General features: G+C 60.8%; 14 protein-coding genes. 5 read left to right on the forward strand and 9 right to left on the reverse strand.

Annotated elements, in window-relative coordinates; genetic code table 11:
• The first annotated feature begins 72 nt into the window (after window positions 1-72).
• From fliN to KY465_RS08835, 4 genes are read left to right on the forward strand one after another with little or no spacing between them, the layout of a single operon-like run.
• A complete protein-coding gene (fliN, locus tag KY465_RS08820; RefSeq protein ID WP_219201294.1) occupies window positions 73-834 on the forward strand; it encodes a flagellar motor switch protein FliN in 762 nt (253 codons plus the stop codon).
• A gap of 4 nt (window positions 835-838) precedes the next feature.
• Window positions 839-1,882 carry a flagellar motor switch protein FliG gene (locus KY465_RS08825; RefSeq protein ID WP_219201295.1) on the forward strand — a complete coding sequence of 348 codons (1,044 nt, stop codon included), beginning with the start codon at window positions 839-841 and terminating at the stop codon, window positions 1,880-1,882.
• Window positions 1,883-1,904: 22 nt separating this feature from the next.
• Window positions 1,905-2,996 carry a flagellar biosynthesis protein FlhB gene (gene flhB / locus KY465_RS08830; protein ID WP_219201296.1) on the forward strand — a complete coding sequence of 364 codons (1,092 nt, stop codon included), beginning with the start codon at window positions 1,905-1,907 and terminating at the stop codon, window positions 2,994-2,996.
• A complete protein-coding gene (locus KY465_RS08835) occupies window positions 2,993-3,448 on the forward strand; it encodes a hypothetical protein (RefSeq protein ID WP_219201297.1) in 456 nt (151 codons plus the stop codon). The genes flhB and KY465_RS08835 overlap by 4 nt, the downstream gene beginning before the upstream one ends.
• Window positions 3,449-3,496: 48 nt before the next feature.
• On the opposite strand, the gene KY465_RS08840 is transcribed toward KY465_RS08835, so the two are convergent.
• A complete protein-coding gene (locus KY465_RS08840; RefSeq protein WP_219201298.1) occupies window positions 3,497-4,228 on the reverse strand; it encodes a helix-turn-helix transcriptional regulator in 732 nt (243 codons plus the stop codon).
• A gap of 19 nt (window positions 4,229-4,247) precedes the next feature.
• Window positions 4,248-4,952, reverse strand: a complete 705-nt coding sequence (gene visN, locus KY465_RS08845; protein WP_428982966.1) for a transcriptional regulator VisN — start codon at window positions 4,950-4,952, stop codon at window positions 4,248-4,250.
• A 216-nt stretch (window positions 4,953-5,168) separates the two neighbouring features.
• Between visN and KY465_RS08850 the strand changes: the two genes are divergently transcribed.
• Window positions 5,169-5,354: a hypothetical protein gene (locus tag KY465_RS08850; protein WP_219201300.1), complete on the forward strand. Its 186-nt coding sequence runs from the start codon at window positions 5,169-5,171 to the stop codon at window positions 5,352-5,354.
• 58 nt (window positions 5,355-5,412) lie between these two features.
• On the opposite strand, the gene fliF is transcribed toward KY465_RS08850, so the two are convergent.
• The 7 genes from fliF to KY465_RS08885 all read right to left on the reverse strand — a co-directional run bounded on the left by fliF (window position 5,413) and on the right by KY465_RS08885 (window position 13,087).
• On the reverse strand, window positions 5,413-7,104 hold the full coding sequence (fliF, locus tag KY465_RS08855; protein ID WP_219201301.1) for a flagellar basal-body MS-ring/collar protein FliF: 1,692 nt from the start codon (window positions 7,102-7,104) through the stop codon (window positions 5,413-5,415).
• Window positions 7,105-7,320: 216 nt separating this feature from the next.
• On the reverse strand, window positions 7,321-7,722 hold the full coding sequence (locus KY465_RS08860; RefSeq protein ID WP_219201302.1) for a hypothetical protein: 402 nt from the start codon (window positions 7,720-7,722) through the stop codon (window positions 7,321-7,323).
• Window positions 7,723-7,736: 14 nt separating this feature from the next.
• Window positions 7,737-8,303 (reverse strand): chemoreceptor glutamine deamidase CheD, encoded by a 567-nt coding sequence (gene cheD / locus KY465_RS08865; RefSeq protein WP_219201303.1) that lies wholly within the window; start codon window positions 8,301-8,303, stop codon window positions 7,737-7,739.
• Complete coding sequence (locus KY465_RS08870; protein WP_219201304.1) at window positions 8,300-8,689, reverse strand: response regulator; 390 nt, start codon at window positions 8,687-8,689, stop codon at window positions 8,300-8,302. The genes cheD and KY465_RS08870 overlap by 4 nt, the downstream gene beginning before the upstream one ends.
• Window positions 8,690-9,751 carry a protein-glutamate methylesterase/protein-glutamine glutaminase gene (locus KY465_RS08875; protein WP_219201305.1) on the reverse strand — a complete coding sequence of 354 codons (1,062 nt, stop codon included), beginning with the start codon at window positions 9,749-9,751 and terminating at the stop codon, window positions 8,690-8,692.
• Window positions 9,748-10,638 (reverse strand): protein-glutamate O-methyltransferase, encoded by an 891-nt coding sequence (locus KY465_RS08880; RefSeq protein ID WP_219201306.1) that lies wholly within the window; start codon window positions 10,636-10,638, stop codon window positions 9,748-9,750. Before KY465_RS08880 ends, KY465_RS08875 begins: the two co-directional genes overlap by 4 nt.
• A 49-nt stretch (window positions 10,639-10,687) precedes the next feature.
• Complete coding sequence (locus KY465_RS08885) at window positions 10,688-13,087, reverse strand: chemotaxis protein CheA (protein WP_219201307.1); 2,400 nt, start codon at window positions 13,085-13,087, stop codon at window positions 10,688-10,690.
• Between the last annotated feature and the right edge of the window lie 13 nt (window positions 13,088-13,100).

Genomic DNA, 13,100 nt, shown 5'->3' on the forward strand with positions numbered 1-13,100 from the left:
CCGGCGCTTCGATGGCCCGAACGCCGTCGGCCGCACAGGGTCCGGGCAAGCTTCACACGGGATAACAGGCACATGGCACAAGAGAATTCTCTCGACGAATTTACCGACACCGCAGCGGATGTTTCCGCGGGCGCTGAAGCGCCACATGACCAAGAGATCGACCAGCAAGTCGACGGTCTGCGCGGCGTTCTGAAGAAGGACGCGGGAGAGCTGCCGATCGTGAATGATGAAGAGGCGGAATTGATGGGTGGTGCAGAAGCCTCGAAAAGTGAGATCGGTGCAGATTTCGCGGCGGATGACGGGGCCCCGGACCTGACTGGCGACGGCGGGCTGGGCGGTGATTTCCCTGATCTCGGTGCAGAACCGGACGCGTTCGCAGCCGGTGCTGCCGGCGCAGATTTCGGTGCTGATTTTGCAGATACTGGCGCCACGCCGAGCGATCCCTTCGATCTTGGCGATTCGCCGGAGGGGAGCAGCCAGGGCGGGCTCGGCGGACTTGACGATTTCAGCGCCGCATCGGCCAGCACATTTGCAGCAGCCGGCTCGCGGGCCGGCAGCGCTCCGGGTGGCGCAACGACGCGCATGGATGTCATTCTCGATATTCCGGTCGATGTTCAGATCATCCTCGGTTCGAGCCGGATGTCCGTGTCCGCGCTGATGGATCTGTCAGAAGGCGCGACCATCGCACTTGACCGCAAGATCGGCGAACCCGTGGAAATCACGGTCAACGGGAAACTGATCGGACGCGGCGAAATCACGGTGCTCGAAGACGACGAGACACGCTTCGGCATCAAGATGATCGAAGTCTACGGCACGCCTGCGAAAAAGGACTGAAGCCATGGATGCTTTCGCAGACGGTACCTACAATTCGCTCGGCGTCACCCCCCTGTCAGCCCCCGAAAAGGCTGCGGCAGTGCTTTTGGCGATGGGCAAACCCGTCGCGGGCAAACTGTTGAAATTCTTCGCGCACGAAGAGTTGCAGGAGATCATCAAGCGCGCTCAGAACCTGCGCACGATCCCACCGCAGGAACTGGTGCAACTGGTCAACGAATTTGAAGATTTGTTCAGCGAAGGCACCGGCCTGATGGACAATGCCAAGGCGATGGAGGGCATTCTCGAAGAGGGCCTGACACCCGACGAAGTCGATGGTCTGCTGGGACGCCGGACGCAGTTCCAGTCTCTGGAAATGACTGTCTGGGACCGGCTGCAGGAGGCCGACCCTGCGCGCGTCGGCCAGTTCCTGGAAAGCGAACACCCGCAGACGGCCGCCTATGTCGTTTCAATGCTGCCCTCGGCTTTCGCCGGCAAGACGCTGATGAAGCTCGCCGACGAGCGGCGCAGCGACATCGTGCACCGGGCCGTCAATCTCAAACAGGTCAATCCGCGCGCAGCACGGATTATCGAGGAACGGGTTGCCGAACTGGTCAGCGAACTGGAAGCGGAGAAGGCAAGCCTGGGCACGGCCAAGGTGGCGGATATCATGAACGAGTTGTCCAAGACGGAAGTGGACAGCCTGCTCGGAGATCTGGAAACGATCAGCAAGCGCGACGTCGAAAAAGTCCGTCCGCGCATCTTCCTGTTCGACGATCTGCGCAACATGCCGGCGCGCAGCCGCGCCACCTTGCTCAACGATATCTCCGGCGATGTCATTCTCATGGCGCTGCGCGGTACGGATGACACCTTGCGCGAAGCAGTGCTGTCGGCAATCGGTGCCCGGCAGCGGCGGATGATAGAATCCGATCTGGCAGCCGGCGACAGCAACATCAACCCGCGCGAAATCGCCGTGGCGCGCCGAACCATTGCACAGGAGGCCATTCGCCTGGCAGGCGAGGGACAACTGACGCTGCGTGAAGAGCCCGCCGCCGACAAGGCTGCCGCCTGACCTCAGTCAGGCAGCCAATGCGATGAGCGAAGCGCCCGACAAAGAAAGCAAAACCGAGGAACCGACCGAAAAGAAGATTCGCGATGCGGTCGACAAGGGCAATGTGCCGTTTTCGCGCGAAGTGCCGATCTTTGCCTCGACGCTGGCCATCCTGATTTATGTTATCTTCTTCCTGCCCGGAGCCGCCGGTGGTTTTGCCGAGCAGTTGAAGGATGTCTTCGAGAAATCCGATGACCTGCGGCTGACCAACGGCGGCGATGCCGTCGCACTGTTCTCCAACCTTTTCGGAGCGTCGAGCCAGATCTTGCTGCCCGCCTTTGCTTTGCTGATGGGATTCGGCATCGCTGCATCGGTGTTGCAGAACATGCCGAGCCCGGTGCTTGATCGTATTCAGCCAAAGCTCGAGCGCGTTTCCCTGTTTGGTGGTTTCAAGCGCATCTATGGTCCCAAGGGACTGTTCGAATTCGGCAAGTCGCTGGTCAAGATCCTTGTTGTGTCCGCCGTCATTGCCATGGTCATGCGGGGAGAATATTTCGCCGCATTGAGCGACATGTTCTCCGATCCGAGAATCATCGCGCCGGAAATGGCCCGTCTGGCGGCGAAGGTGCTTTCGGTCGTCCTCGCTGCAACCGCCATTCTCGCCGTGCTCGACGTGCTCTGGACCCGTTACACCTGGCATACGGATCTGAAGATGACGCGTCAGGAAATCAAGGACGAGATGAAGCAGTCGGATGGCGACCCGATCCTGAAGGCGCGGCAACGCTCACTGGCGCGCGACCGGGCGCGCAAGCGGATGATGGCGCAGGTGCCGCGGGCGACGCTGGTTATCGCCAATCCGACCCACTACGCCGTGGCGCTGCGATATGTGCCTGGTGAAGGCGGGGCGCCGGTGGTCGTGGCCAAGGGTGTCGACCTGATTGCGCTGAAGATCCGCGAGATTGCCGAGGACAACGACATTCCGGTTTTCGAGGATCCACCTTTGGCACGCTCAATGTTTGCGCAAGTCTCGGTGGATAGTTTCATCCCGGCGGCGTTCTACAAGGCGGTCGCTGAATTGGTGCACCGCATCTATTCCCAGAATTCGAAATCACCAAATGCGAGCCACAACCGATGAAGCCCAGTTTCCAGTCCCGGGATCGCGAAAAGATCATTGCTGACGCTCTCTGGCCAGTGGCCAGCGAATTGCGCATGATCGATGTCGCTGACCTGATCTCGATGCTTCGTTTTGAACGTCACGCGGACCTGTCTGACCTCGTCGCCACGGCAGCAGAGCTGTTCTTTCTGCCCGGCATCGTGACGTTGGGGATCGGCGGTGATTATGCCCTCGACTGGAGCGGTGAGCCGAAGATCGTTCTCGATCTGGAAATCCGGCCGGCCGGCGTTACCATCTATGTCCGCCTGACACTGGAACATGAGCGCGCCGGTGTCGAAATCAGCCATATCACGTTTGACGACCCCGCCTGTGACGCGGCGACGAACACGTCATTTCTTGTCGAAGCTCTTGCCAGCGTTGTTTACCGGCCCTTGCCGGGAGCGATGGTGATTGGTGCCCATCCAGGCGCTTGACCCTCGCCCTGGCCCGGGCCGTCAGGCCACATCACGCCGGTGGTCTGTTTAGCCGATCAGACCAAGCCGGATCGCCTTGGCGATCGCCTGGATCCTGTTGACCGCATCAAGCTTGCTGGTTGCGGAGCTCAGATAGGCGTTGACGGTATGGACAGAAAGCTTGAGCCGCGCGCCGATGGCTTCGCTTTTCAAACCATCGCCGACCAGTTGCAGGCATTCGATTTCCCGATCGCTGAGCACATCGCCGGTTGCCAGGGACGAGAATTCGAGCTTGAGAACCTCACGCAGCAAGGTCACTGACTTGCGGTGCAGATCAATGCAGAAATCCGCCGTCACTTCGGTCCGGATGCCAAAAAGCGCCGTGTAGCCATTTCCCATCGCGCCGAGATGGACCGGGAAAGCCATGCCGAAAGGGGCTCCGCCATCCGACACCGAAAGTGCCGCCGCACTATCGGCCGGGGCCAGGGGCCGAATCGTCCGGGCATCGAAATAAAGCGGCACCGGTGACTTCCACAGATGCGACAGCAGTGTCGGGCGATGCAGCGAAAGCATTTCGTCAAGAGCCGCCGCAGGCGCCTCGCTGCCGCTTTCGAGCAACACCGTATGCTGGCCGGGACTGATCGCGGTCGCAGCGCGAACGGAAAGCAGAGCAAAGGCTTCGGCATTGGCGATGCGCTGAAGAGAAGCAGCGCGCGGGTACAAATCGGAGATCGCGCCGACGATGCGCGGCACGGGCGGGCCAGCCGGATTGTCATTGGTGACATTGTCGACATACGCCATACCGGTCCCTTCCCTTCGTCTAGATGATCTGGTGACGCACACCAAACGCAACCGCTTCGGAGCGGGTGCGAGCGCCGGTCTTGTTCATGATCGAGGTGATGTAATTGTTCACGGTGTTGCGCGATATCCCGATAATCAACGCGATCTCATCGCTTGTCTTGCCTTCGCCGATCCACGAGAGGCATTCGATCTCGCGTTCAGTGAGTTCGGCCGCCTGGTTCGAGCGCCCGGTCGCGCTTGGAAAATTGGCGGCGTGATAGGACACCGCGACGGCAACATCGCGCAAACGGTCGTTGGACAGAAACAGGCCATCTGCAAACAGGACCAGAAGGATCAGACGGGCCTCGCCGGCATTGAACGGAAGCTGACATACCCGCCGGGAGAGACCAGGCGGTACCGCAAATTCCGGTCCGGCTTCTGTGAATGTGGGTTCATAGGCAGCAATGCAGCGCTGAAACTCATTGTTGCGGACATAGGCGTTGATCAAAGAGATGCCGAGCGTCCGGACCAGATCGAATGGCCAGTTCGAACACAGGATGCTGTCCATCTGGCGGTCCGTCTGGTGATCATATCGGGCGACAAGATAGTGGGAGGCGCTGGCGTATTCGCAGACGAGATCCATCCCAGCGCTCATCCGTCCGCAGTCCTGCGTTCGATGCAACGATTCCAGAAATGTGCCCCGCGTTAACACAACGTCCCCTTGTTCCATCCGCCTCGGTCCCATCGAAGCGGTCGTGCCCCTCACGCCGGGTCGGCAATGCCTCAGCCATCGGACCAAGAGAGGATGGCCCCGCCGCCGTCCTGACCACCGATACGTCGATCACCCGGACCCGGGCGAATCACTACTGCACACACGATATGTTCTGGTGCTACCAAAAAATCAGAATAGTTTCTTGGATATTACAGAGGAAATATTCTGTCAGCTGCTCAGGCGAATTGCTTGACGCAGAGTCACTTCAACAATCTAGCGATGGTCTTCGTTGCCGCAACTCTCTTCCATCTTGTTGAAAGAATGCAGATTTTCGCTCGCCAGATCAAGCGCGCCATGCTTGCAGCCGACCGGCGCAAAGCTGCAATTCAATATGCTGTGAATTTCAAATTTATTGGCGGGCAAGGCTGCGTATAGCCACGCTCGCCGCCCGCTACCAACTGATCGTCGGCGCCAGACGGGTTTGGCATCTCTATTACGCTGCGTCGGAGGCCCATTGCCTGAGGATCTTTGCGGCACGTTCCTCGTTGATTTCGACCATGCGTGCCAGACGGCGCTCGGGGCCTTCCTTGACACGCTTGTTGAAGGTGCTGCTTTCTTCGACCTCGAGTTCGCCGGCCGGCTCTTCCTCGGTGAAGCCGAAATCAGCGCCGAAACCCTCGATCGGCACGCCGGTGCCGGAACCCATGGTCGGCGGACTGAAGTCGGGCAGCTCGAGGCCGATATCATCCGCGTCCTCTTCGCTTTCCGGTGCCGCAATCGCCTTGCGGCCGAATGTCGTGCCGAGCAGCGGGCGGAAACCGAAGAACACCAGCAGCGCGGCGACCGCGATGAAGGCCAGGGCGTTGATCAATGTACCGATCTGCGTCGCGAGGGCATCAAAGAAGCCCGGCTTGGCGGCATCGGCGGTCAGCAACTCGCTGGCAAGAAACTCCATCGTCGTGATCGAGGCATTGTCGCCGCGCTCGGTATTCAGGCCGGCAGCCGTATCGACGATGCGGCGCAGCTCGGCCATGTAGGCGTTGATCTGCTCCTCGGTCGGATCGCCACCGAGCATGGCCGCCACGCGCGCCTGGTTGACGACGACGGCGATCGAGAGCTTTTCGACCGAATAGCTGTTGCGCACGGTGTTGATGGTCTTCTGGTTGATTTCGTAGTTGGTCTGCTCTTCCTTGCGTTCAGCCTGGTCACTGGATTTCGGCCCGGCGGTGGCAGCAGGCACCTGATCAGGAATGTTCTGCTCCACCGAAGACGGAGCCTGGGTGGCGGACTGGTTGGACTGCTGGTTTTCGCGCGTGACCCGCGTTGACCGCTCGACGCGTGATTCAGGATCAAAGATCGTTTCCTGAATCTGCTGCGTGTCGGTGTTGACATTGGCCGTGACGCTGGTGCGGAAGTTCTCGACCCCAAGGAACGGCGCCAGGGCCCGGTCAATGTTGTTCTGCACTTCATTCTGGACAAGCTGAACGATCGACAAGGAACGATTGACGTTGGAATTGGAAAAATCATCGCCCGAAGCGAGCAGCTTGCCAGTGGCATCGAGAACGGTGACATCATCGATGCTCAACCCCGGCACGGAAGAAGCCACCAGATGACGGATCGAATCAGCGGTGCGGTTGACCCCGGCATTGTTGGTGCGCACCATCACCGAGGCTGACGGTTTTTCCTCGCCGCGCCGGAAGTTGCCGCGATCGGCCATGACGATGTGCACACGTGCCGCGGAAATGCCATTGATGGCCTGGATGGTACGGGCGATCTCGCCTTCGAGCGCGCGCACCCGTGTCACCTCCTGCATGAAGCTGGTCAGGCCGAGCGATCCGACCTGATCGAAGAGCTCATAGCCGGACGTGTTCGAGGATGGCAGGCCACGTTCGGCGAGCAACATGCGCGCCTTGCCGGTCATACCGGCCGGGACCATGATGCTGGCACCGTCGGAACCGGTGCTGAAGTCGATATTGGCTTCGGCCAGCGCTTGCGAGATCTGCGCCACGTCTTCACCGGACAGGCCGATATAAAGCGTCTCGCTGGTCGGTTTGTTGAGAAAGATTCCGGCTGTGATGATCAGCATCAGTGCAGCAAGGCCGACACCGGCAAGGCCGATAAGCCGCGCCTGACCCAATCCAGCCAGATTTTTACCGATTTGTGATAGCTGTTCCGACAGATTCATTCTGTAGTCACGCCCGCCAATTTGCCTCGGGGATCGACTGCCCCCGATGGACTCCCCGCGCACCGTAGAAAGTGAAACTTGCGCGAGGGTTTTCTGCGGCACATGCGAGCTGCCTTGCGGCTCCGCAATTCATACACGGCGAGAGTGCGTATCCGTCCGGCGCGTGGGCAGGGCAATCAGGGGTGGCAGTCAGGGGGTGACGGGCGAAGCGGCTTTCTAGAAGAAGTCGAGATCGCCGGCGGCCACCTTGCAGGGTTCGGCGGAAACGGCCGGCTCCGCATGCTCGATGCGAGGCGCCTGCAGCCGGCGCTTCATGTCGGCGAGGGTCACCAGATTGAGCGCCGTGGTGATGTCGACGATTTCCTCGACGGCGATGTCAGAGCCGATGCAATCAATGAAGGCAGCCAGACCCCGCGCCTTTTGCACCGCCAGATCGATGCCCTGCACGAGCCGCATATGCTCCGGCGTGCGCAAATATTCGGTTGAGCGCTCGTTCGACAGCATCGGCTCGAGACGCTCGATCAGCAGAGCGACATCGCGCAGTTCGTTTCCGACCCGCCCGAGAACGTCGAACAACGGGTCGCCAACGCCTTTGCCGCTGTCTTTCGTGGTCGTCATGCTGGCGCCTTTCCCTAAAAGAATTCGATCGTTGTTTCGACCGGTTTGTCTGCCTGTGGCCGCGGTTTCGCGTTTTCCTCGGCGACGGTTTTTTGTGTTTCAGCGCCGGTCAGGGGGATCTGCCGGGCGCGGCCGCTGACGGGCCAGTATTCGAGCTTGCGTCCATAGTCCCCGCCGATGTTGGAGCCGACAATGCGGATGCCCTCATCACGCAGGAAGCTGCGGGCGAACACGGCGTTCTGCTCACCGACATTGGAGAATGTGGCGATGGTCCGGGCGCCTCCGATGATCTTCGCTTCCAGCCGGTCGCGGTCGGCGCCGGCCTTCAACAGACCGTTGATCAGCAACTCCATCAGATGCACGCCGTAGCGTGTCGCCTCGCTGCCGGTTGACAGGCCGGAGGATTCCGCCGTCCCGGGGAGGAGAAAATGGTTCATGCCGCCAATGCCTGCCACCGGATCACGCAGGCAGGCGGCGACACAGGAGCCGAGAATGGTGCAGAGGACGACCGATGGATCGTCCGAGACCTTGAACTCGCCCTGGATGACATGGATCCGCCGCGGCGGCACTGTTTGATTCACTTAAGAGCCCCGAATACCGCTTCGATAGCGGCCTGCATTTTTTCGATGGTGAATGGCTTGGCGAGAACATTGTTGGCGCCGAGAGCCGCCGCTTTCTGCACCAGCGCGCGGTCGCCCTGGGCGGTGAGCATGATGAATGCCGCCCGCTTTGTTGCCGGCGACGATCGCACTGCGTGAAGCAGGCCGAGCCCGTCCATTTTCGGCATGTTGAAGTCCGAGATGATGAGATGATGCGGCTGCTGCTGCATGATCTTCAAACCCTGTTCTCCGTCGCCGGCAACAGTGATCTGCTTGAAACCAAGCTGTTGCAGTGCGTCGCCGAGCAAAAGGCGACTGGTGACCTGGTCGTCGACAATGAGAACCTTGATCTTCTGTGCGATAGACATTTACGCGACCCTATCCTTGCGAGCAGTGGTTGATCGAAGAATTTCCTCTCCAATCGCATTAAGCGGTAATTGTGTGACGACGGCGCCTTCCTCGAAGGCCACCCGCGGCATGCCGTAGACGACACAGGATTTTTCGTTCTGACCGATCGTGTGAGCACCGGCGCTGCGCATGCGCATCAGGCCGCGGGCGCCATCGCGCCCCATGCCGGTGAGAATGGCGCCAACGGCCCGGCTGCCTGCCAGTTCGGCGATGGAGTTGAACAGAACATCGACGGATGGGCGATGGCCATTGACCGTATCTCGTGCCACCAAGCGGCAGGTTGGCGCTGCGGGATTGGTGACTTCGAGATGACGTTCGCCGCCGGGAGCCAGATAGACGCGACCAATCTCCAGGCGATCACCGTCTTCGGCTTCCTTGACGATCGGCTTGCTCAGGCGGTTCAGCCGCTCAGCGAAACTGCGGGTGAAGGACGCCGGCATGTGCTGGGTAATGACCGTCGGCGGGCAGTTGGCCGGGAATTTCGTAAGCACCGCAATCAGAGCCTCGACACCACCGGTCGAGGCACCGATGCCGACGATCTTGCGGGACGGCCGATAGCTGTCACCTGCCACCGCGGGAGGAGCGCCGGGTGCCGGAGGCGAGATCTCGGCGACTTCCGGGCTGCGATGGCGCTGCGACCGGGCCGCCGCCTTGACCTTCTCGGCCAGTTGCGCAAACGGGGCGGCCTCGCCGGGGATCGGCTTTCCCACGCAGTCGAAGGCGCCGATCTCGAGTGCAGCCAGCGTCGCCTCAGCGCCGCGATGGGTCAGGGTCGAGACCATGATGACCGGCATGGGCCGCAATTGCATGATCTTTTCAAGAAATTCGAGCCCGTTCATATTCGGCATCTCGACATCGAGTGTGATGACATCGGGATTGAGTTTCTTGATGGCGGCGCGCGCCTCCATCGCGTCGCCGGCCTCTCCGACGACATCAATCTCGCGATCATCGGCCAGAACCGCGCGGATCAAGCCGCGCATGGTGGGTGAATCATCGACTATGAGAACGGTGGCTCTGCTCATTTCGGGTTCTCCCCCTGGCAGCGACGGTAGGTGGTGATGCCCACATTTTCGAAACAGGCTTTCGCTTCGCCCCACAAGCGTTCGGAGTGGCCGATGAAGAGATGTCCGCCGGGCGCCAGCATGTCTGCATAGCGCCGCCAGATGCGCACCTGTGTCGGCTCATCGAAATAGATCACGACATTGCGGCAGAAGATGATGTCGAACGGGCCTCTGAAGGGCCATTGCGACATCAGATTGAGTTCGCGATAGGTGATCAACGCCTTGACCTTGCCGTCAATGCCAAAAGCGCTGTCGGATACCTTGCGGAAAAGCTGTTTGCGGGTCAGAGGATCGACCGTCTCGAGTGCCGCAGTCTCGTAGACACCGGCTCGGGCCTTGTCGAGGATCTTCGGATCAATGTCGGTGGCGAGAATCTTGAAATCTGCGGAGGCCGCTTCCGGCATTGCCCGCAGCACTGTCAGGGCGATCGAATAGGGTTCGGAGCCGTCGGAACAGCCGGCCGACCAGATCCGCACCCGGCCGCCGGCCCGGGCCCGCGCCACGAGGGGCGGCAGGACGGTGCGCTCGAGATATTCGAAATGGTGGTTTTCTCGAAAGAACTTGGTGAAATTCGTGGTCAGCGACGAGAGCATTTCGCGGCGTTCCGCCTGCCCCTCATTCGTACCGACGAACTGGCAATAGTCGCGAAAACTTGTCAATCCGATGCGCCGCAGGCGTTTCGACAGACGCGAATAGACCAGTGACGCCTTGCCTTCGTTGAGCGCGATGCCGGCATCAGCATGAATCAGCGCGGCAATTTCCGACAGGTCGCGGCGGGTCAGAGGGTATTCGCCACTGACCAGGCATTCCTCCGGACTTCCCGCCGACAATATCGCTTTGGCATTCATCGTTTGCTGATCTTTCCATTCGCGCCACGGGCGCAGTTGTAACCTGTGTTCAACTTGCCGCCGCCAGCGCCGTTTCCTGACGCATCGATTGGCCGCGCGAGGCGGCAACGACCGAATCCACGTCGAGGATCAGTGCCACCCTTCCGTCACCAAGGATGGTCGCTGCAGCGATCCCCGGAACGGAGGAGTAGTTGGCTTCCAGCGACTTGATGACCACCTGGCGCTGGCCCTGAATGGCATCGACCATGAGAGCGCGCTGACCGCCGCCTTCGCTCTCGACCAGCAGTGCGACACCCTTGACCGGATCGGCGGTCTCGGCGCGGAAATTGAGAAGCTGTCCGACATCGACCAGCGGGCAGAAGCTGTCGCGGATGGCGATCAGGCGCTGGCTCGATCCGAAGGAGTGCACATCGCTCTTTTCCGGTTGCAGCGTTTCGATGATGGCGGTCAGCGGGACGACCAGCGTCTGATCGGCCACCGAAACGACCATGCCGTCAAGCACTGCCAGCGTCAGCGGCAGACTCATGGTGAACACCGAGCCCTGTCCCGGAGTCGACTGGATCGAAATGCGGCCACCCAGCAACTGGATCGACCGCTTGACGACATCCATGCCAACACCGCGGCCGGAAATATCCGACACCTTCTCGGCCGTGGAAAAGCCCGGATGGAAGATCAGGTTGTCGATCTCCTCATCAGCGAGCGTGGAATCCTCTGAGATCAGACCGTTCTCTATCGCCTTCCGGCGCACCCGCTCGCGGTTGATCCCGGCGCCGTCATCGGCGATCTCGATCACGATGCGGCCGGAGCGGTGCTTGGCGGACAGCCGCAACACGCCTTCCCCGTTCTTGCCATTCGCGATCCGTGGTTCGGGGGTCTCCAGACCGTGATCGACGGCATTGCGGATCATGTGGGTCAGCGGTTCGGCAAGCTTGTCGATGACGGTCTTGTCGACCTCGGTGTTTTCGCCTTCGGTGACAAGGCGCACCGTCTTGCCGGTCATATCAGCGATCTCGCGGACGATCCGCGACATGCGCTGGAACACCGGTTTGACCGGCTGGGCGCGGATCGCCATCACCGAATCCTGAATTTCACGCGTCAACTGCTGCAATTCGTCCAGGCCGAGATTGATGGCGGCGGAGCCGCCGGTCTCGTTCTCGACGACGCTTTGGGCCAGCATTGCCTGGTTGATGACCAGTTCACCGACAAGATTGATCAGCCGATCGACCCGATCGAGATCGACGCGGATCGTCTGCGGTGCCGCGGCAACAGTGGTGGGCTTGGCGGTCTGCCGCTCGGCATTGGCCTGGATGGCCTTTTCAGCAATGGGCAGACTGGGTGCCGGCTGCTCAGCCGTTGCCACTGCGCCGGGATCGGGAGCGTCATTGGCCGCTTGCGGTGCGCCCTCGACGGCCGCCGAGGCGGCGGCATCCTCGTCGGTCCCGTCGCCATCAAGCAATGTCAGGTCAAACGGCACCGGGGCCATCGGCTGATCGGTCTCGGCGGACGCTTGGGTCTCGGCGGTCGGCTCGATCTCCGTGTCAGAGGCAGTTGCGGTCTCGCCCTTGGTGATCTCAAGGCGACAATCCCATTCGGCGAACTCGAAAACGGCGCGGATATCTGTCTCGCTGGCACTTGTTTGCAGCGTGATCGTCCAGGCGAGGTAGGCAGCCTCGGGATCAAGCTGATCAATCGGCGGCAGATCGCTGGCGTCGCATTCAACCGTCATCGTTCCAAGCGTCGCGAGTTCCCGGAACAGCAGCACCGTTTCATTGCCCTTGGCATACAGGTCGGATTGCGGTTTGAAACGGATTGTGAACAATCCGGCGTCTGAGGTGACAGGCTGGGCCGCAGCTTCGGCCTCGGAGGGTGCCTCCACACCGGGTGCCGTCTCCTCGTCGGCGAAATCCTCAAATGAGAAGGGGATTGGTTCGAATGCATCGTTGGCTGCCAGGTCTGCTTCTGTCTCGGCTGAACTGGTCGCGGGCAGCGGCGTGTCGGTCTGCGGTTGAACGGTTTCGTCCGCATGCTGAGCGTCGTCAGGGGCAGCGGTGCCGGAGGTCAAGCTCTCACCGCGGGCCAGCGCCTCAAGCTCGAGGCTCAGAGCGCTGGTGCGATCGGCATCGACCGACCCGCCTTCACGGGCGGCGGCGGTCAGATCTGCCAGCACATCCGCCGAGCGCAGCATGACCTTCAGAACTTCGGGCGTTGCCTCGAGCTGACTGGACCGGACCCCATCCAGAGTGGTCTCGAACACATGGGCGAACGAGACAAGATCATCGAGACCGAATGCGCCGGCTCCTCCCTTGATGGAATGAACGGCACGGAAGACGGCATTGACTGTTTCCGGGTCAGTCTCTCCGTCATTCAGAGCGAGTAGACCTGATTCCAGTTCCGCGAGTTGCTCCTCGCACTCCTGGAAAAAGATCTCCTTGATTTCGTTCATATCCATGGAATCAATCCTG

Source organism: Neohoeflea coraliihabitans, from assembly GCF_019334345.1.
GTDB lineage: Bacteria > Pseudomonadota > Alphaproteobacteria > Rhizobiales > Rhizobiaceae > Pseudohoeflea > Pseudohoeflea coraliihabitans.

Excerpts from the sequence above, each read along its gene's own strand:
- flhB (WP_219201296.1), top strand. The coding sequence starts at position 1,905 with ATGAGCGAAGCGCCCGACAAAGAAAGCAAAACCGAGGAACCGACCGAA.
- KY465_RS08835 (WP_219201297.1), top strand. The coding sequence starts at position 2,993 with ATGAAGCCCAGTTTCCAGTCCCGGGATCGCGAAAAGATCATTGCTGAC.
- KY465_RS08885 (WP_219201307.1), bottom strand. The coding sequence starts at position 13,087 with ATGGATATGAACGAAATCAAGGAGATCTTTTTCCAGGAGTGCGAGGAG.
- KY465_RS08840 (WP_219201298.1), bottom strand. The coding sequence starts at position 4,228 with ATGGCGTATGTCGACAATGTCACCAATGACAATCCGGCTGGCCCGCCC.
- KY465_RS08825 (WP_219201295.1), top strand. The coding sequence starts at position 839 with ATGGATGCTTTCGCAGACGGTACCTACAATTCGCTCGGCGTCACCCCC.
- fliF (WP_219201301.1), bottom strand. The coding sequence starts at position 7,104 with ATGAATCTGTCGGAACAGCTATCACAAATCGGTAAAAATCTGGCTGGA.
- visN (WP_428982966.1), bottom strand. The coding sequence starts at position 4,952 with ATGGGACCGAGGCGGATGGAACAAGGGGACGTTGTGTTAACGCGGGGC.
- fliN (WP_219201294.1), top strand. The coding sequence starts at position 73 with ATGGCACAAGAGAATTCTCTCGACGAATTTACCGACACCGCAGCGGAT.
- KY465_RS08880 (WP_219201306.1), bottom strand. The coding sequence starts at position 10,638 with ATGAATGCCAAAGCGATATTGTCGGCGGGAAGTCCGGAGGAATGCCTG.
- KY465_RS08860 (WP_219201302.1), bottom strand. The coding sequence starts at position 7,722 with ATGACGACCACGAAAGACAGCGGCAAAGGCGTTGGCGACCCGTTGTTC.
- KY465_RS08875 (WP_219201305.1), bottom strand. The coding sequence starts at position 9,751 with ATGAGCAGAGCCACCGTTCTCATAGTCGATGATTCACCCACCATGCGC.
- KY465_RS08870 (WP_219201304.1), bottom strand. The coding sequence starts at position 8,689 with ATGTCTATCGCACAGAAGATCAAGGTTCTCATTGTCGACGACCAGGTC.